The sequence below is a fragment of the Kaistia sp. SLG-1 genome, assembly GCF_059699055.1.
In genome coordinates this window covers 4,748,758-4,767,234 of sequence record NZ_AP048544.1, presented here as the reverse complement: position 1 = coordinate 4,767,234, position 18,477 = coordinate 4,748,758, and the positions used below count along the sequence as shown (strand labels likewise).

The following is an 18,477-nucleotide window of genomic DNA, read 5'->3' as shown; positions in this document are numbered from 1 at the left end:
GTGGTGGCATGGACCACACCGTCGCCTTATTCCCCTTGGCACGAGACTTCCGCGGTCCGCTCCCCCCGAGAGACGGACCCATTCCCCTCCCGCCAGTTCTAAGGTTCCGTCACGTGTCTCTGCTTCTTTCGCGCCGGTCGTTTCTGACCGGGATGTCGGTCGTCGGCGCAGCGGCTCTCGCCGCCTGCGCGCAGGTTCCGAAGGAGGGTCCCGAGAGCCTGGCCCTGGCGCCGAAGCTGGAGCCCGAGCCGAAGCCCCAGCCTGAAGTGGTGAAGGCGGTCGCGCCGGTCGCCGACAGCGAGAACGCATCGCGCTACGCCGCGCTGAAGGACGGCGACTACAAGCTCCCCGCCATTCCCTATTCGACCGTCGATCCCAAGTATCTGCGCCAGATCGTTGACGACCCGACCGGCGAGGCGCCGGGCACGCTGGTGGTCAACACCAAGGAAAAGCACCTCTACCTCGTCCTCAAGGACGGCAAGGCGATGCGCTATGGCGTTGGCCTCGGTCGCCAGGGCTATTCGTGGAAGGGGCGCGCGGTCGTGCAGTGGAAGCGGAAATGGCCGACCTGGACGCCGCCCGCCGCCATGATCGGCCGCAAGCCGGAGCTGGAGAAGTGGCGGACCGGCATGCCGCCCGGCCTGCAGAACCCGCTCGGCTCGCGCGCGCTCTACATCTACAAGGACGGCGTCGATACGCTCTATCGCATCCACGGCACGCCGGAGTGGAAGACGGTCGGCAAGTCAGCCTCGTCCGGTTGCGTCCGCATGTTCAACCAGGACGTCATCGACCTCTATGACCGCGTCCCGTCGAAGACGACGCTCGTGGTGATCTGAGGCGGCTTTAGCTCTTTGTTTGTCGCGTTTTCTTCACGCGAACCGGGATCCACTTCGCTCGAAAACGCTCTGGATTAGCGCTTGCAGTCGGTGGCGAACAGGAAGTTCTTCACCGAGATGTCGCCGGTGAGGACGTAGTCGGTCAGCCGTGGCAGCCAGAAGACGACGTCCTTGAACACGCGCGAGGTGTAGGCCGTGTCATGCCCGAGGCGGCCGAACTCGATCGGCCCCTTGAGCGAACTGGTGCCGTCGTCGAGCACGAGCGGGCGCTCACAGGGCGTCGAACCGAGCTGGACGAACAGAATACCGGCCCCGATCAGACAGTAGAGCAGGGCGAGCCGGATCAGGAAGAACACTGCGAACAGCCTCTTGGCAGCGGTGAAGACGCGCCGAGCATAGACAAGAAACGCCGCCGCGCCAGAGCCTTGCGGGCGCCGGATCGCCGGCCCGGATGCGCCTGGGGATATAGGGGCGGCGTCTCCGGCCGCCACCCCTCGACGGCGTCGCCATCAGGCCGGGACGCGGAAGTGACGCTGCGGATACGGCGCCGAAGGCGACGGAAATCCCTATTCTCGTCATCTTTAATACTATAGCTCAGTCGCCAAGATCCGGCCGTCCGACCGCCCCGCAGGAGCACTTCTTGTTCTGCAAGACCTTCGTCTCGACCACTAGCTCGTCTTCCCGGACGTGGACCCGCTTTTCGCGACACGGCCTGGGTGGTTTGCTGCTCGGCATCGCCATCCTGTTCATGGCCATGGCCGGCGGCGCGATGGCGCAGCCGGAAAGCCCGCAGAAGCAGATCGATGGCTGGAACGTCGCGCTGGAGAAGGTCGACGCGGCCATCGAGCGCGAGGGTACCAGCGACGCCGAGTTCAAGGCGCTGAAGCAGCAGGTGACGGATATCGTCGCGGCCGCGAACGCACTGGCGGATTCGCTGGCGCCGAAGGTCGCCGCGGCGACGGCGCAGGTCGAGCAGCTGAAGCCGACGGGCGCGACGGATGCGCCGGAATCGGAGGCCGCCAAGGAAAACCGCCAGGAGGCGGAGAAGCAGCTCTCCGATCTCGCTGGTTTCCAGAAGCAGGCGCTGGCGATCGCTAGTCACGGCTCCTATGCGCTGGCGCAGATCGGCGAGCATCGCCGCATGCGCTTCACCGCCGAACTGCTCGAGCGCAACACCAGCCTGATCGATCCGGGACTGTGGGGGGACGCGGCCAGCGACCTGCCCGGCATTACCGGCCGCACCGGCTCCGTCGTCGGCGAATGGGCCAGTCTCGTGGCCAGCCGCAGCGATCGTTCCGCCATCGCCATCTTCATCGGCCTGCTCGCGCTGATCGTCGCGGTACTGGTGCCGGGGCGCCGGTTCCTGCTTTCGAAGCTGCGCCGGCCGCATGCCGATGCCCAGCCGACCGTGCGGACCAAGGTGATGTCCGCCGCCGCGATCGTCGCGGTGAACGTCTTCCTGCCGCTGATCGTGCTGGTGGGAGGGCAGTCGATCCTCAATGCGCTGGAACTGCTGCCCTACCGGATCGACCAGCTCTGGACCGGCGCGACGGCGGCCATCGTCTTCTTCTCCTTGGCCTTCGGCATATCGCGCGCCCTGTTGGCGCCGACGCGCAGCACCTGGCGCCTCGTCGCGCTGGACGACGCCGTCGCCATGCGGGCCTTCCGGCTTTCCATCGCCATCGCGGCGGTGCAGGCGATGGTCGTCTTCCACCAGAACTTCGCCAAGGTGACCCAGGCGTCGCTCTCCTTCACCATCGCGCTCGACGGCGTCGCGTCGATCGTCATCGCCGTGCTGGTGATAGCCATGGTCCGCGGGCTGACCCGGCGTGCGGAGCCCTCCGAGGAGGAGGGCGACGATCCGGCGGACGAGGATTTCGGCCTCCGGCGCCTCGCGCTGATGGCGGCCGGTCTTGCGTCCGGCGCCGCCATCCTCGCCAATCTGATGGGCTATGTCGCGCTCGGACGTTTCATCACGACGCAGACGGTCTGGACGGCCGTCGTGCTGTCGCTGCTCTATCTCCTGATGAAGCTGACGGACGAGCTGACCGCCGCCTCGTTCCGGCGCGACGGCGTCGTCGGCAGCCGCCTGATCACCTCGGTCGGCTTCGCCCCGCGCTCGGTGACGCAGGCGGGCGTGCTCGCCAATGGCGCGGCGCATCTCGCGCTGATCGGGCTGGCGTTCCTCGCCATCGTCGCCCAGTGGGGCGTCGATTCCTCCGGCCTGTTCGCGACGATCCGCCAGCTCTTCTTCGGCTTCAAGATCGGCTCGATCACCATCTCGATGTCGACGCTGATCGCCGGCATCGTTGTCTTTATGATCGGCTTGATCATCACGCGGTCGATCCAGGGCTGGCTCGATACGCGCTTCCTGCCGACGACGCGGCTCGATTCCGGATTGCGCAATTCGATCCGCACCAGCGTCGGCTATGTCGGCATGATCTTCGCCGCCACGCTCGCCTTCGGCTATGCCGGTCTCGATCTCTCCAACATCGCCATCGTCGCCGGTGCGCTCTCCGTCGGTATTGGTCTCGGCCTGCAGGCGATCGTGAACAACTTCGTCTCGGGCTTGATCCTCTTGGCCGAGCGGCCGATCCGGGCGGGCGATTGGATCACGGTTGGAGCGGAAGAGGGCACGGTCAAGCGCATCAATGTGCGCGCCACCGAGATCGAGACCTTCGACCGCGCCACCGTCATCGTGCCGAATTCCAGTCTGATCACCGGCGTCGTCAAGAACATGGTTCTGCGCGATCGCTCGGGCCGGGTCGTCGTCCCCGTCTCGGTCAGCAAGCTCTCCGACGCCGAGCAGGTGAAAGCGATCCTGATCGAATGCGCCAAGGCGCATTCGCTGGTGCTGCGCTATCCCGAGCCGATCGTCTTGTTCCTGAATTTCGGCGAGAAGTCGCTCGATTTCGAGCTGCGCTGCTATCTCGCCGACATCGCCTCCGGCGCCACGGTCCGGTCCGATCTCCGCTTCGCGATCTTCGGCCGGCTGCGGGAAGCGGGAGTGGCGCTGCCGGGCTAGCCCGGCATTCGCAGTTCGTTTTCCATTTTCGACTATGCCTGCCGTCGCCGTATCTCTGACCCCCGAGGCCGTCCCATGACCCTTTCCCCCCGGCGCCTGACCCTGCTTCTCTCGGCGCTCGCCGCCGCCGCCGTGATGGCCGGCTGTTCCGAGACCGTCGACACCACGCCGAAGTCGCCCGTCTTCTACAACCGCATCGATTCCGCCGGCGCGAGCGTCGATCCGCAGGCCGCCGCGAGCCTGATCTCCGGCTATCGGGCGAACAAGGGCCTCGGCCCCGTCACCGTCGACCCGCTGCTCAACAAGATGGCCCTCGACCAGGCGCGCGCCATGGCCAAGGCCGACAAAGTCAACCACGACGTCGGCGGCAGCTTCCAGCGTCGCCTGGCTGCTTCCGGCTTCGACGCGGGCATCGCGGCGGAGAATGTCGGCGCCGGCTATCGCACGCTCGCCGAGGCGTTTTCCGGCTGGCGCGATTCCCCGCATCACAATGCCAACATGCTGAAGCCGGGCGTCACCCGGATCGGCATCGGCACGGCCTATGCGCCGAACAGCAAGTACAAGGCCTATTGGTCGCTGGTCCTCGCCAAGCCGTATGAGCGCCCGACCGTCATCGGTGGCGGCCCGCTGCCGGCTGATGGCAGCCCGGTCGTCTCGATCGGCGGCGCCGTCGTCAACCGCTGACGGCTTCTTCCGGCCTTCCGGTCAGGAGCGCATCGAGCGTGCGCGACGCCTTGGAGCGGTAGCGCTCCTTGTGCCAGATCATGCTGAACGCGCGCGGCGTCATCAGAAAGGCGGCGCGCGCCAGCTTGCCGGCAGCGATGTGCGGCGCGGCGACGAGCTCGGAAACGACCGTGGCGTGGCCGCCCATCTCGACGGCGGCGCGGATCGCCTCGTTGCTCGGCAGCTCGAGGTCGACCTCGAGGATCTCCGGCGCAATTCCCTTCGCCCGCAGCGCCGCCTCGAAGACGGACCGGGTGCCCGATCCGTGCTCGCGCAGCACCCAGCGCGTCTGCATCAGTTCTGACGCGCCGACGCGCTCGGCGCTTGCGAGCGGATGGCCCGGCGCCGTGACGATGATCAGCCTGTCTTCGCCGACCTGCCGGCTCGCCAGCGCCGGATCGTCGATATGCCCCTCGATGAAACCGATCTCGGCGGCGCCGTCATGCACGGCGCGCCGCACCGTCTCGGTGTTGCCGACGCCGAGGCGGATGCCGACCGCCGGGTAGGCGGTGCGGAAGCGGACCAGCGTCGGCGGCAGCCAGTAGCTGGCGATGGTTTGGCTCGCCTCGATCGTCAGGGTTCCGCGCATCGCGCCGCCGAGTTCCGAAAGCGCCAGTTCCGCCGCCTCGGCGCGGGCGAGCGTCGCCTTGGCCTCGACGAGGAAGATCCGGCCCGCCTCGGTCAGTTCGATCCGCCGCCCGACGCGGTTGAACAGGCGCGTGTCGTAGCGCGATTCCAGCACCTGGATGGCGGAGCTGACGGCGGATGGCGTCAGCCGCAGCGCTTCTGCCGCGCGCGTCAGATGCTCGCGCTCGGCGACGGCGATGAAGATCCGGAGCTGGTCGAGGGTCATCGTTCGATCGTTCGATTGGGTCGAACGAATGGTATTATATTCCGAAATGGATTGCTACGACGGGTAATAGCATCCTGCGTGCATGAAAATTACAGCACGTTCATTCTCTTCCCATCTCCATTCCCTCGCCCCCGGGCTGGCGCTCACCGCCGCCGTCGCCGTCGCGGCGCTGGGGCTGCAGTCGCTGGAAGCCGCCTGGCTCGGCCGAGCCTGGCTCGACGGCGTCGTGCTCGCCATACTGATCGGCGTCGCCGTCCGGTCCTGCTGGAAGCCCGGCAAGGGTTTCCGTCCGGGCGTCGACTTCAGTGCCAGGACCCTGCTCGAAGTGGCGGTGATGCTGCTCGGCGCCTCGATCAGCGCCAGTGTCATCGCGGCGCAGGGCGTGACCCTGCTCATCGGCGTCGCCGCCGTCGTCGCGCTTGCCATCCTGGTCAGCTACGGCATCGGCCGGCTGATGGGGCTCGAGCAGCGCATGGCGATCCTGATCGCCTGCGGCAACTCGATCTGCGGAAATTCGGCCATCGCCGCCGCAGCACCCGTCATTCACGCGGACGGCGAGGACGTCGCCTCGGCGATCGCCTTCACGGCGGTGTTCGGCGTCGTCGTCGTGCTGACGCTGCCGCTTCTCGTTCCGCTGCTCGGGCTGTCGGATACGAAATATGGCGTGCTGGCGGGGCTCACCGTCTATGCCGTGCCGCAGGTGCTCGCCGCCACCGCGCCGGTATCCGCCGTCAGCCTGCATACCGGCACGCTGGTCAAGCTGCTGCGCGTGCTGATGCTCGGGCCCGTCGTGCTCGTCCTGTCGCTGTTCGAAGGCCGGACGACCGGACGCTCCGGGGGCGCCGCCGGCCGCCTGCCGCTCCGGCATATGGTGCCGTGGTTCATCCTCGGCTTCCTCGCCCTCGGCGCGCTCCGTTCGCTCGGCATCATTCCGGCCGCCGTCGCCGTCCAGGCCAGCTCCGTCGCCAGCTTCCTGACCGTGCTCGCCATGGCGGCGCTCGGGCTCGGCGTCGATATCCGCGCGGTGGCGCGCGCCGGACTTCGGGTGACGGCGACGGTGGTGCTGTCGCTGCTGTCGCTCGGCGCGATCAGCCTGCTGGCGATCCACTGGATGCAGATCGCCTGAGGCGCGCCCGGGCGGTGCCGACGAGCTTCCGCGCCTGCCGGATCCAGTTCTTCACGATCGGCCGGGCGCGGATCTCCAGCCGCGCCAGCGCCAGGCCGAGCCTATAGGCGAGGCTGCCGCCTTTCGGGCCGATCACCAGCGTGCCGATCTCGAGCCTGTCGGGCCAGAGATGGTCGACCATGGGATGATCGGCGACGGCGAGCGAGTCGATCTGGTCTATCCCCGCGTCGCCAGCGATCCGTTCCGATGCCTGCAACATGACATGGACCCCCGGCGAGAAGCGCGCATAGGCCTCGTCGAAGGCGATCTTCCAGGTGACGGCGGTGGCTCTTGCCCGGAAGCTGATCAGCATGGCGATGGCGCGGCCGTCTAGCCGGATCGCGTCGATGGCGGCGTCGCCCGTCCGTGCCGCCTCGGTGACTGCCGCTACGGCGAATGCCTTTTCTTGCGGACGCAGCGCGAGCGCGGTGCCGCGCCGCCCCTTCCAGCCGCTCGCCTCCAGCGCGAAGAACTCGTCCAGCGCGGCGAGAACGGCCTCGGGTTCGGTCGCATGGCCGGTGGTGACGTTGCCGAGCTCGGCCAGACGGCGGAACTGGCGCGCCAGCTCCTTCCGCTTCTTCGGCGCGACGGCGGGCGAGGGGCCGGTTCCGTCGCCGGATTTTCTCCGCAGGATGGCGCGCTGGTGCGTGCCGATCCAGGAGATAGGGCGCCCCTGCATCAGCGCCTGCCGCTGCAGCGCCTCGGCGACCGGGCCGGCGAGCGGCAGATAGGGAAATTCGAGAATGCGGCGGCCGGGCGCCGCGCCGTCCATGGCAGCGATCAGGCCGGCCGCGGCGCGATCCGGATCGCCGGCGGCGAGGCGAGGCGTGCCGAGCGGCCCGAGCGAATGGACCCAGACGGCGACGGCCGGGACAAGGCGGCCAAGCCAGGTCGGGCGGATCGGCGCCAGCGCGATCGCCGCGTCATCGTCCCCGGCGAGCAGTACGAGCTCGACCCTGCCGTCGGCGAGATGATCGAGCGCGGCCGTAAGCAGCGCCGGCGCGAAGAATGGGTTCTCCCCGGCCGGATCATTGACCGAGCCCGTTCCGGCGGCCGTCACGCCTGTTCCTCCGGCCGGGGCACCATGGCGATCGTGCCGCGCCGGCCGATCACATGAACGATCGAACAGCGGAGATTGAGCCGCCAGCGGACGGCGAGATAGACCGCGAGCGTCTCCAGCATCAGGGCCAGCGAGGTGGCGGTGGCCGCGCCCGCCAGGCCGAAATGCGGGATCAGCGAATAGTTCAGGATCAGATTGACGAGGAACGTGCCGGCATAGACGGCGGCGCAGATGCGCTGCTCGCCGGCCATGGTGAGGATGCTTTCGGCCGGGCCGATCGAGGCGCGGACGATCAGGCCGACAGCGAAGATGAAGATGAGCGGGAAGCCCGAGACGAAGCTTTCGCCGAACATCGACAGCAGGAAGCGCCCGCAGACGAGCAGCACCAGCACGGCGGCGACGGACGGCCAGAAGGTCCAGTGCAGGGAATCGCGCACCGTCGCCTCGAAGCGCGCCCGGTCGCCCGACACGTAGTACTGCGAGAAGCGCTGCATGGTGGCGGCGCGCACGGCGAAATAGACGAAATGCACCAGCGCCAGCGTCTTCACCGTGGCGAAATAGACGGCGACCTCTTCCGGCGCGCGCAGCTGGCCGACGATCAGGATGTCGACATTGGTCAGCAGGTTGAAGAAGCCCTCGACCAGGAAGATCGGGAAGGCGACGGCGATCCACGTCATCGAGCGATAGTGCCGGACGCCCGGCGCCACGACCTTGCGCGTCCGGTAGGCGAGGGCGCCCATCTGCAGGAGGCTGGTCAGGTAGGTGGCGACGATCGCGGCCGCCATCGCCGTCGTCGCGTCGGCGATGGCGCCGAGCTCGATCGCCAGGAAGGTGAAGGCGATGATCAGCACGGGCCGGATGATGAAGGTCGGCCACAGCGCCAGGTCGGCCCAGTTGAAACCGCGCGCCAGCCCGTCCTGGATCTCGCCGATCGCCAGCATCGGCAGGCAGATCGCCGCGAGATAGAGCGGCATGACGTAGTAGCTGGCGATCTGGTCGCGGAAGAGTGCGATGCCGATCAGGCCGATCGCGGCGATCAGCGTCGCCGTTGCGAGGCCGTGCGCCCGGCTGCCCAGCACGATGCCGCGCAAAAGCGCCAGCTCGTTGCGGGCGGCGTATTCCGGCACGAAGCGGACCACGGCGGTCTGGATGCCGAGGCAGGCGAGGCCGCCGATGATGACGGCGCCGACCCAGACGACGACATAGACGCCATATTCGAAGTCGCCCATCCAGCGCGCCAGCAGGACCTGGCTCAGATAGGCGATCACGGCACTGACGATGCGGATGGCGAAGGCGGTGAGCGCCATGCGCTGGGCGACGGCCCGGTCGTCGCGGCCGGTGACGATGCTGTCCCCAATGGCGGCGAGGTGGACGAGGCGCGCCCGAAGCGGCGCCGGCGCCCAGCGCTCGACCCAGCCGACGAAGGAAAGTCGCACCGCGCAGCTCCCGCTCAGAAGTCCCCATCCTTGCGCCGCCGGGTAGCCCCGGCAACGAAGGGTGTTTTCTAGCCCTTTCTGCTTTAAGAAAGCGTTCGCCGCCGATTGCAGGCGTTCTGTTCGGAGATTTGCCGATCCCCATGCGTGAAGATGTCGAGGATGGCGCCGATTCCTGGCGCGCCGACCGCACTCTGGATGCGCGCGGGCTGGCGTGTCCGCTGCCGGTCTTGAAGGCGCGCAAGTGGCTGGTCACGATGTCGGCCGGCGAGACGCTCCTGGTCGAGGCTACCGATCCGATGGCGGCGATCGATATTCCGCACCTCTGCCAGCAGGACGGTCACCGGTTGGTGCGACAGGAGCGGAGCGCGGACCCCGGCCGGCCGCTCCTGCGCTTCCTGATCGAGCGCGGCGCGACGGCTCAGCCCGTCTGATCGGCTTCGATCGCCGCGATCAGGCGCCCGAGGCCCGTGACGAGCTCGGAACGGATCGCCGGATCGGCGGCGATCGCCCCGGCGTCCAGCCCCTTGGCGAGCAACGCCGCCGTGACCGTCGCATCCTCGATCACACGGCCCGACATCGTCGTCAGCACCAGCCGCAGCTGCGCCTGCGCGTCGGAAGCGCGCGGCGAGGCGTTGAAGAGTGCGATGGGCTTGCCGGGAAACTCAGGACCGCCGACCAGCCAGTCGAGCGCGTTCTTGAAGGAGCCGGGAATGCCGCGCGCATATTCCGGGCAGGAGATCAGGATGGCATCGGCGGCGCCGACACGGCGGCGAAGATCCGCCACGTCCGGGGGCAGGGCTTCCTGTTCGATATCGGGATTGAAATGCGGCAGCCGGTCGATCGTCGTGAAGTGGTCGAAGGCCACGCCGTCCGGAGCGACCCGTTCCGTCGCGTCCAGCAGGGCCCGGTTGGAAGAATGCGCGCGCAGACTGCCGCAGAGCGTCAGGACGAGGGGCATGCCGGCTCCGATTCGGATGGTTCCGAGGGGGCGGCATCATGGCCGGGAATTTTGGGCGTGACGAGCGGGGCTTGTCACGCCAGACGGCGCTCGGAGCAGGGGCCTGCGACCGCTCCGCGCTCTATTGGAGATACTGAATCTTGCCGCTCTTGGCGACGATGCAGTTGAGCTCGCGGCCATCGACGACGAGGCCGAATTCGTAGCCCGAGCCATGCGGCTTGGCGCGGCGGACGTGTATGTTGCCGCGCAGGGCATTGTTGCTGGTCGCGGCCGCGTTGATGCAGGTCGTCTGTGCGTGGCTTTTCGAGACGGCCAGCGCCTCTGTCGGGGCGAGCGGCAGCGCGAGCGCCATCGAAGCGGCGGCGAGCATGAGCATCTTCATCGACATCTCAGTCTCCTTCCGGTTGCATCTGGGGCGTCAACGACCGCTCGTTCGTTCGGTTCCAGGGCATGGGCGGGCTTTCTTCGGGCGACGTTCCGCCGTCCTGCCCAGCGCCGACGCGGGACGCGACGGCTACGGTCGGAACGTGCCGGAGAAGCCGGGAATCGCCAGCGGATTGTCGGCCATCGTGGCCGCGTCGGCGATATCCGTCTGCGGTAGGTCGGAGAAGGCGGCGACGATCCAGTGCTCGGCCGCTTCCGGCAGGTCGCGCACGATCAGGACCAGCCGCGAGCGGTGGTCGTCGCTCGGCCAGGACGGCAGGCGCTGCGGCGGATGGAATATCGTCTGCGCTGCCTGGATGACGAGAGGCTGGCCCGGCGCGTCGGTGGTCGCGACGAGACCCTTCAGCCGCAACAGGTGCTCGCCATGCTCGCGGGCGATGCGGTCGAGGAAATCGTCCAGCGCATGGCGGCCGATCGGCGTCGCGCGCGTTGCCGTGAAGGAACGGATGCGGGCGTCGTGGCGATTGACGTCGCCTGCATGCTGGTGGTCGTGCGCATGGCCGTGGTGATGATGCCCGTGCCCGTGGTCATGATCGTGATCATGCGCCTCGGCCGCCAGCCAGCCGGCGACGTCGCCGATCTTGCCTTCGGTCGAGAAGGGTTGCGTGTCGAACAGGGACCGCGGCAGCGCCTCGCCCTTCGCGGCGTCGAGGATGCGCGCGCCGGGGTTCAGCTGGCGGATCCGCGCGACGATGGCCGGATCGGCGCCTTCAAGGTCGGTCTTGGTCAGCACGATGCGGTCGGCGACGGCGACCTGCCGTACTGCTTCGTCGGCGATGTCGAGCGTGCGGGCGCCATGCACGGCGTCGATCACCGTGACAACGCCGTCGAGCCGGTAGCGCATCGAGAGATAGGGATGCAGCAGCACGCTCTGCAGCACTGGGGCGGGGTCGGCGAGGCCAGTTGTCTCGATGACGACGCGGTCGAGGCGCTCGATGCGGTGGTTGTCGATCGCCCGGAGCAGGTTTTCCAGCGTCGTTACCAGCTCGCCGCGAATGGTGCAGCAGAGGCAGCCGGACGACAGCTCGATGATGCCGTCCTCGGATTCGCCGACCAGGAGGTGGTCGAGGCCGATCTCGCCGAATTCGTTGACGATGACGGCCGTGCCGGCGAGGGCCGGGTCCTTGAGCAGTCCGTTGAGCAGCGTCGTCTTGCCGGCGCCGAGGAAGCCGGTCAGCACGGTGAGCGGGATCGGCTTCGGACGCTGGCGGACCTTGGCGGCTTCGGGCACGGCAGTCACTGAATTCTGGGTCACTGGGTTACGGCGAGCGCCGCGTCGGGCAGGGGCGCGAAATCGGTCGAATCGAACGGCACGCCGATCTCGATCTTGGGCTTCGACGCCGGCTTGGCGGGCGCCTTGTCCGTCGCCTTGGCCTTGACGGGCTTTTCGCGCGGGGTCGGCTTCGTCGCGGTCTTCTTGTCGGCTTCCTTCTTGCCGGCCTTGCCGCCCTTCTGCTTCTTGGCGGCCTTCGCCGCGGCGGCTGCCTCGGCGGCGGCGATCTCTTCGGCCTCCGCTTCCTGCGGCGTCATGATCGAGCCGTCCGGCCTGCGGACGCCGAGGATCGAGACGACGACGGGCTCCATCAGCTGGACGCGCGGCTGCAGCGCGCTCGGCAGGGCCGCGTTCTGGCCGCCATCGGCCTCGTGCTCGCCGCGATCCTTCTTGCCGCAGATGTCCTGCCGCATGTTGATCGCCTCGCCGACGGGGGAATTGCCGCGATAGCTGGCGAGCGACGGCCGCGAGCCGGTGAGCGCGAGGCTGCCGAAGCTCTGGTTCATCAGCCGCGCGGCGAGCTCGGCCCGGTCCTTGGCGTTCGGTGCGCCGAGCACGACGGCGGCGAGCGTGTTGCCGCCGCGCGAGGCGGTTGCCACGACGTTGAAGCCGGAGGCGCAGATGAAGCCGGTCTTCATGCCGCTGGAACCCGGATAGCGCTCGAGCAGTGAATTGGCGGATTTGAGCACGCGGTTGCCGGAGCGGATCGCCGTGATGCTGTAGAGCTCGCGGCGATCGGGAAACTCGGTCCAGAGCGCGCGGGCGAGCACGGCGAGATCGCGCGCCGTCGTGTACTGGCCCTCGCCGGGCAGGCCGTTCGGATTGATGAAATGGGTCGAGGCCATGCCGAGGCGGGCCGCCTCGGCGTTCATCATGGCGACGAAGCCCTGCTCGCTGCCGCCGATGGTCTCGGCGATCGCCATGGCGATATCGTTGGCCGAATGCACCAGCATCATCTTGATCGCATTGTCGAGGTCGATGATCGTGCCGACCTTGAAGCCCATCTTGCTGGGCGGCTCGTCGAGGGCGTGGCGCGAGACGACGACCTGGCTCGACAGCTTGACGCGGCCGTCGCGCAGGGCCTTGAACACGACATAGGCGTTCATCAGCTTGGTGATCGAAGCCGGATACCACATCTGGTGCGGGTTGCGCTCGGCCAGAACCTTGCCGCTGTCGAGATCGACGACGATGTACGGTGTCTCGACCGCCATGGCCGAGTTCGCGCCGTAGCCCAGCAGCAGGAACAGGGCGAGAAACCGGGCAATCGATCGGGTCAGAAAGTGCATGTCGGGCTTTGTCCGTCTCGGGATATCGAGAGGCCGGCAGGGCCGGCGCGTCGGTTCTGAATAACCGATCTGCGCGGTGCTTGGCAAAGCGGCGGTTTGGCAAACATCGATCACGATCGCGAAGTGATTGGAAAATGGATCGAAATGCCTCTTCGGGCGGTCCCCGGCCTCGGCAGGCGCTTTGGCGTGAAAAGGCCGAATTCTGCCAAAGACTCACCCCGGCATGCCGAAATCACCCTGCCTTTTGATGGCGTGACGCTGCGTTATGCATTAAAACGCATATCGATTGGGTCTGGCATCGCAGCGCGCCTCCGACCGTTTTGCCGTTTTTTCGGAACTTCCCGATGTGCCGGCGGTGCGGGGCTAACTCGAAGAGGTGCTGAATTGATCCGCGCAACCTCCGTTCTCCCGGCCGGTACCTGGGCCGGGACACCTGCCGACACTGTGCTGCTCGACTATGAGGCGCGCCATCGCCGCCGCCTCGCCATGTCGGCCCGCGGCGGCGTCTCCTTCCTGCTCGATCTCCCGGCCAGGGAAGCGCTCCATCATGGCGACGGTCTCCTGCTCGAGGACGGCCGCGTCATCGCCGTCGAGGCGGCGGCCGAGCCGCTAGCGGACATTTCGGCCGAGACCCCGGCAAAGCTCGTCCGCCTCGCCTGGCTGCTCGGCAATCAGCAGCTTCCCGCCCAGCTTCTCGGCGAGCATCTGCGCATCCGGCGCGATCCCGTCGTCGAGGCGGAACTGGCCGAACGGGGTGCGCGGATCATGCCGATCTCCGCCCCCTTCGATCCGGAGGAAGACTCCGTCGGCGGCGACGGCCCCCGCTTCTGGCACAGCGTCGAGTTCACGCACGGGTTCTCCCGGCATGCCGGCTTCTCGGAAAGCAGCGGATCGGGATTTGCCGAGGCGCGTGGCCAGGCCTTCGCGAGCAGCCATTCGCCGTCGCGCGCGCACTCGACCTCGACCTCCGAAAGTCATTCGAAGAAGCCGGGCTCCGCCACCGAGCCCGACGGGGAGGAGACGGACCCTTCCGGTGGGCCGGACGATCGATCGGGCTGACCTTGCCAGCGGCGCGATCGCACCGGTGATTTTCTGCTGCGGCGCAGCTAGAGTGGAACTTCGCGTTGTGACCTGCGGAGTTCCGGAATGCCGATCGTCAACCGTCTGGCCGAGTATCAGGACGAAGTCGCCGCCTGGCGGCACGACCTGCACCGCCACCCGGAGATCCTGTACGAGGTTCACCGCACCGCCGCGACCGTCGCCGAGCGATTGCAGGAATTCGGCGTCGACGAGGTCGTGACCGGCCTCGGTCGGACCGGCGTCGTCGGCGTCATTCGTGGCAAGCGCGGCGATGGCTCGCGCACGATCGGCCTCCGCGCCGACATGGACGCACTGCCGCTGATGGAAGTTACAGGAAAGCCCTACGCGTCGACCGTTCCCGGCAAGATGCACGCCTGCGGCCATGACGGCCACACGGCCATGCTGCTGGGCGCCGCCAAATATCTGGCCGAGACCCGCAATTTCGACGGCACGGCGGTCGTCATCTTCCAGCCGGCTGAGGAAGGCGGCGGCGGCGGCAAGGCGATGATCGAGGACGGCTTGATGGAGCGCTTCGGCATCGACGAGGTCTATGGCATGCACAACATGCCGGGGCTCGACCTTGGCAAGTTTGCCATCCGTCCGGGTCCGATCATGGCCGCGACGGACGAGTTCAATTTCGTCATCGCCGGCCATGGCGCCCATGCCGCCAAGCCGCATGCGAGCATCGATCCGATCGTCGTCGGCACGCAGTTGGTTCAGGCGATGCAGACCATCGTCTCGCGCTCGGTCGATCCGCTCGCCTCCGTCGTCGTGTCGGTGACGAAGTTCCATGCCGGCGAGGCGCACAACATCATTCCCGAGACCGCCTATCTCGGCGGCACCGTGCGGACGCTGACGCCGGAAACGCGCGATCTCGCCGAGAAGCGCATTCGAGAGATCGCGGCCGGCATCGCGGCCGTCTATGGCGCTCGCATCGAAGTCGACTACGACCGCAACTATCCCGTCACCGTCAACCACGCCGCCAACGCGACCTTCGCGGCCGACGTGGCGGCGGAGGTCGTCGGCGCCGATCGCGTCGAGCGCGACGTGGCCCCGATGATGGGCGGAGAGGACTTCTCCTACATGCTGGAGAAGCGGCCTGGCGCCTTCATCTTCATCGGCAATGGCGATTCGGCCGGGCTGCATAACCCGGCCTATGACTTCAACGATGAAGCCCTGCCGATCGGCGCATCCTACTGGGTGCGGCTGGTGGAGACGTCGCTGGCGCCGGCCTGAGCTACCGCCTTGTCCTCCTTGCGCGTCTTCCAGAGCGAAAGGAGGACGCCGGCGGCGAGGATGCCGATGGTCGAGCCGAGCGACACGAAGGTGTTCACCGGGCCGACGAGGTGCGTCCAGAAGATCTTGCCGCCGACGATGACCAGCACGAGCGCCAGCGCGTATTTCAGATAGTCGAAGCGGTGGACCATGGCGGCGAGCGCGAAATAGAGCGCGCGCAGGCCGAGCACGGCGAAGATGTTCGAGGTGTAGACGATATAGGGGTCGGTCGTGATGGCGAACACGGCCGGGACGCTGTCGACCGCGAAGACGATGTCGGCGATCTCGATCGAGACGAGCGCCAGGAACAGCGGCGTCGCCACCCAGTGCATCTTGCCGTCGGCCTTCTTCACATGGGTGAAGAAGCGGTGGCCGTCCAGCGACGGCGAGACCGGGATCGCCTTGCGCACCAGCTTCAGGATGCGGCTGTTCTCCAGGTCCATCGGCTCATGGCCGGCGAACAGCATCTTGATGCCGGTCAGGATCAGGAAGGCGCCGAAGATGTAGAGGATCCAGCCGAAGGACGAGATCAGCGCCGCGCCGAGGCCGATCATGATGGCGCGCAGCACCAGCACGCCGAGAATGCCCCAGAACAGCACGCGGTGCTGGTAGGCGCGGGGAATCGCGAAGGCGCTGAAGATCAGCGAAATGACGAAGATGTTGTCGAGCGCCAGGCTCTTCTCGACCACGAAGCCGGTCAGGTAGAGCATGCCGAATTCCGCGCCGTGGTCCCACCAGACCCAGGCGCCGAACAGCAGGGCGACACCGATGTAGAAGGAGGAGAGGATCAGGCTGCGCCGGATGCCAATCTCCTTGTCGCCGCGGTTCAAGACGCCGAGGTCGAGAATGAGGAGCACGGCGACGACGCCGAGGAACAGCGCCCACGCAGCCGCGGACTTGCCGAGAAACTCGGCATCAAGCAACGAAACGATATCCATGGATCACGAGCACAGGTCGCCGGGCCAATAGGCTCAAGGGTCCGACATCGCGGTGGGCGACTCACCGCCAGAGGGGCCCGGACCCCACTCGTCAGCAGGACATGGCACTCGGACCCCGCTCATGCAAGGCCGGGCGTGAGAAATTTTCTCGACATCCCGTCATCTTTGGTGCAACCAACCCTATCCACTTCCTCCCTCGGACGCTCCGCTCGACCGGCGGCGCCCTATATGAGGGAAATCGCTGCAGATCGAGGGTTCACCATGCCTGCCTATCGCTCCCGTACCTCCACCCATGGCCGCAACATGGCCGGCGCGCGCGGCCTTTGGCGCGCCACCGGCATGAAGGACGGTGATTTCGGCAAGCCGATCATCGCGGTGGTGAATTCCTTCACGCAGTTCGTCCCCGGCCACGTCCACCTGAAGGACCTCGGCCAGCTGGTGGCGCGCGAGATCGAGAAGGCGGGCGGCATCGCCAAGGAGTTCAACACGATCGCCATCGATGACGGCATCGCGATGGGCCATGACGGCATGCTCTATTCGCTGCCCTCGCGCGAGATCATCGCCGACTCGGTCGAGTACATGGTCAACGGCCATTGCGCCGACGCCATGGTCTGCATCTCGAACTGCGACAAGATCACCCCCGGCATGCTGATGGCGTCGCTGCGCCTCAACATCCCGACGATCTTCGTCTCAGGCGGCCCGATGGAGGCCGGCAAGGTCGTCCTCTCGGACGGCAAGCTGCACGCGCTCGACCTCGTCGACGCCATGGTCGCCGCCGCCGACGAGAGCGTCTCGGACGCCGACGTCAAGCTGATCGAGCAGAACGCCTGCCCGACCTGCGGCTCCTGCTCGGGCATGTTCACCGCCAATTCGATGAACTGCCTGACCGAGGCGCTCGGCCTGTCGCTGCCCGGCAACGGCTCGACGCTGGCAACCCATGCCGACCGCAAGCGCCTGTTCGTCGAGGCTGGTCACCAGATCGTCGACATCACCCGCCGCTACTACGAGCAGGACGACGAGAGCGTGCTGCCGCGCAACGTCGCCTCGTTCGGCGCGTTCGAGAACGCCATGACGCTCGACATCGCCATGGGCGGCTCGACCAACACCGTGCTGCACATCCTGGCCGCGGCGCATGAGGGCGAGATCGATTTCGACCTCGACGACATCGACCGACTGTCGCGCCATGTCCCGGTGCTCTGCAAGGTCGCCCCGGCCAAGCAGGACGTCCACATGGAGGACGTTCACCGCGCCGGCGGCATCATGGCGATCCTCGGCGAACTCGCCCGCGGCGATCTGCTGAACCTCGACCTGCCGACCGTGCATTCCTCGACCATGGCCGAGGCGATCGCCCGCTGGGACATCCGCCAGACCAACAGCGAGAGCGTTCGCGAGTTCTACCGCGCAGCGCCCGGCGGCGTGCCGACCCAGGTCGCCTTCAGCCAGGACAAGCGCTGGAGCGAGCTCGATCTCGACCGCGAGAAGGGCGCCATCCGCGACGTGCCGAATGCCTTCTCGAAGGATGGCGGCCTCGCGGTGCTGAAGGGCAACATCGCGTTGAACGGCTCGGTCGTGAAGACCGCCGGCGTCGACGAATCGATCCTGAAGTTCACCGGCCCGGCCGTGATCTTCGAGAGCCAGGACGACGCCGTCCTCGGCATCCTGAACAAGAAGGTCAAGGCGGGCGATGTCGTCATCATCCGCTACGAGGGACCGCGTGGCGGCCCCGGCATGCAGGAAATGCTCTATCCGACCAGCTATCTGAAGTCGCGTGGCCTCGGCAAGGCCTGCGCGCTGGTGACGGACGGCCGCTTCTCCGGCGGCACTTCGGGCCTCTCCATCGGCCATGTCGCGCCGGAGGCTGCGGCTGGCGGCGCCATCGGCCTGGTCGAGGAAGGCGATACGATCGAGATCGACATCCCGAACCGCTCGATGCGCATCGTCATCTCCGACGAGGAGCTGGCCGCGCGCCGCGCCGCCATGGAAGCCAAGGGCAAGGCTGCCTGGAAGCCGGAGAAGCCGCGCAAGCGCAACGTGACGACGGCGCTCAAGGCCTATGCCGCGATGGCGACCAGCGCCGACAAGGGCGCGGTGCGCGACGTCAGCCGCTTCGACGTCTGAGCGGATC

The 18,477-nt window shown here is 67.4% G+C and carries 17 protein-coding genes; 8 read left to right on the top strand and 9 right to left on the bottom strand.

The features are described from left to right. Window positions 1-113: 113 nt before the first annotated feature. The gene (locus tag AC6HZP_RS22135) at window positions 114-836 is read left to right on the top strand and encodes a L,D-transpeptidase (protein ID WP_497524567.1); all 723 of its coding nucleotides are present in this window, start codon (window positions 114-116) and stop codon (window positions 834-836) included. A gap of 74 nt (window positions 837-910) precedes the next feature. Here AC6HZP_RS22135 and AC6HZP_RS22130 read toward each other — a convergent pair whose 3' ends face one another. Further along, a complete protein-coding gene (locus AC6HZP_RS22130) occupies window positions 911-1,192 on the bottom strand; it encodes a hypothetical protein (protein WP_497524566.1) in 282 nt (93 codons plus the stop codon). A gap of 284 nt (window positions 1,193-1,476) precedes the next feature. Between AC6HZP_RS22130 and AC6HZP_RS22125 the strand changes: the two genes are divergently transcribed. Continuing rightward, the gene (locus AC6HZP_RS22125; RefSeq protein ID WP_497524565.1) at window positions 1,477-3,861 is read left to right on the top strand and encodes a DUF3772 domain-containing protein; all 2,385 of its coding nucleotides are present in this window, start codon (window positions 1,477-1,479) and stop codon (window positions 3,859-3,861) included. Between the two features lie 75 nt (window positions 3,862-3,936). Beyond that, window positions 3,937-4,545: a CAP domain-containing protein gene (locus AC6HZP_RS22120; RefSeq protein WP_497524564.1), complete on the top strand. Its 609-nt coding sequence runs from the start codon at window positions 3,937-3,939 to the stop codon at window positions 4,543-4,545. Here AC6HZP_RS22120 and AC6HZP_RS22115 read toward each other — a convergent pair. After that, on the bottom strand, window positions 4,535-5,437 hold the full coding sequence (locus AC6HZP_RS22115) for a LysR family transcriptional regulator (RefSeq protein WP_497524563.1): 903 nt from the start codon (window positions 5,435-5,437) through the stop codon (window positions 4,535-4,537). The genes AC6HZP_RS22120 and AC6HZP_RS22115 overlap by 11 nt on opposite strands. 82 nt (window positions 5,438-5,519) lie before the next feature. Here AC6HZP_RS22115 and AC6HZP_RS22110 point away from each other — a divergent pair, with 82 nt between their 5' ends. Next, window positions 5,520-6,563: a YeiH family protein gene (locus AC6HZP_RS22110; protein WP_497524562.1), complete on the top strand. Its 1,044-nt coding sequence runs from the start codon at window positions 5,520-5,522 to the stop codon at window positions 6,561-6,563. Here AC6HZP_RS22110 and AC6HZP_RS22105 read toward each other — a convergent pair. Then, window positions 6,526-7,662 (bottom strand): GNAT family N-acetyltransferase, encoded by a 1,137-nt coding sequence (locus AC6HZP_RS22105; RefSeq protein ID WP_497524561.1) that lies wholly within the window; start codon window positions 7,660-7,662, stop codon window positions 6,526-6,528. The two genes, AC6HZP_RS22110 and AC6HZP_RS22105, sit on opposite strands and share 38 nt — an antisense overlap. After that, complete coding sequence (locus AC6HZP_RS22100; protein ID WP_497524560.1) at window positions 7,659-9,098, bottom strand: lipopolysaccharide biosynthesis protein; 1,440 nt, start codon at window positions 9,096-9,098, stop codon at window positions 7,659-7,661. The genes AC6HZP_RS22105 and AC6HZP_RS22100 overlap by 4 nt, the downstream gene beginning before the upstream one ends. Before the next feature lie 140 nt (window positions 9,099-9,238). Here AC6HZP_RS22100 and AC6HZP_RS22095 point away from each other — a divergent pair, with 140 nt between their 5' ends. Next, complete coding sequence (locus tag AC6HZP_RS22095; RefSeq protein WP_497524559.1) at window positions 9,239-9,529, top strand: sulfurtransferase TusA family protein; 291 nt, start codon at window positions 9,239-9,241, stop codon at window positions 9,527-9,529. Here AC6HZP_RS22095 and AC6HZP_RS22090 read toward each other — a convergent pair. The 4 genes from AC6HZP_RS22090 to AC6HZP_RS22075 form a co-directional block, all read right to left on the bottom strand. Then, window positions 9,517-10,056, bottom strand: coding sequence for an NADPH-dependent FMN reductase (locus AC6HZP_RS22090; RefSeq protein WP_497524558.1), 540 nt, complete (start codon window positions 10,054-10,056; stop codon window positions 9,517-9,519). The two genes, AC6HZP_RS22095 and AC6HZP_RS22090, sit on opposite strands and share 13 nt — an antisense overlap. Window positions 10,057-10,177: 121 nt before the next feature. Then, window positions 10,178-10,444: a hypothetical protein gene (locus tag AC6HZP_RS22085; protein WP_497524557.1), complete on the bottom strand. Its 267-nt coding sequence runs from the start codon at window positions 10,442-10,444 to the stop codon at window positions 10,178-10,180. A 126-nt stretch (window positions 10,445-10,570) separates the two neighbouring features. Beyond that, the gene (locus AC6HZP_RS22080; protein ID WP_497524556.1) at window positions 10,571-11,755 is read right to left on the bottom strand and encodes a CobW family GTP-binding protein; all 1,185 of its coding nucleotides are present in this window, start codon (window positions 11,753-11,755) and stop codon (window positions 10,571-10,573) included. Then, a complete protein-coding gene (locus tag AC6HZP_RS22075; protein WP_497524555.1) occupies window positions 11,752-13,059 on the bottom strand; it encodes a D-alanyl-D-alanine carboxypeptidase family protein in 1,308 nt (435 codons plus the stop codon). Before AC6HZP_RS22075 ends, AC6HZP_RS22080 begins: the two co-directional genes overlap by 4 nt. A gap of 384 nt (window positions 13,060-13,443) precedes the next feature. Here AC6HZP_RS22075 and AC6HZP_RS22070 point away from each other — a divergent pair, with 384 nt between their 5' ends. After that, window positions 13,444-14,118, top strand: coding sequence for an urease accessory protein UreE (locus AC6HZP_RS22070; RefSeq protein ID WP_497524554.1), 675 nt, complete (start codon window positions 13,444-13,446; stop codon window positions 14,116-14,118). An 87-nt stretch (window positions 14,119-14,205) separates the two neighbouring features. Further along, window positions 14,206-15,375: a M20 aminoacylase family protein gene (locus AC6HZP_RS22065; RefSeq protein ID WP_201401079.1), complete on the top strand. Its 1,170-nt coding sequence runs from the start codon at window positions 14,206-14,208 to the stop codon at window positions 15,373-15,375. Here AC6HZP_RS22065 and AC6HZP_RS22060 read toward each other — a convergent pair. After that, on the bottom strand, window positions 15,333-16,352 hold the full coding sequence (locus AC6HZP_RS22060) for a TerC family protein (RefSeq protein ID WP_497524553.1): 1,020 nt from the start codon (window positions 16,350-16,352) through the stop codon (window positions 15,333-15,335). The genes AC6HZP_RS22065 and AC6HZP_RS22060 overlap by 43 nt on opposite strands. 261 nt (window positions 16,353-16,613) lie before the next feature. Here AC6HZP_RS22060 and ilvD point away from each other — a divergent pair, with 261 nt between their 5' ends. After that, the gene (ilvD, locus tag AC6HZP_RS22055; protein ID WP_201401077.1) at window positions 16,614-18,470 is read left to right on the top strand and encodes a dihydroxy-acid dehydratase; all 1,857 of its coding nucleotides are present in this window, start codon (window positions 16,614-16,616) and stop codon (window positions 18,468-18,470) included. Window positions 18,471-18,477: the final 7 nt, after the last annotated feature.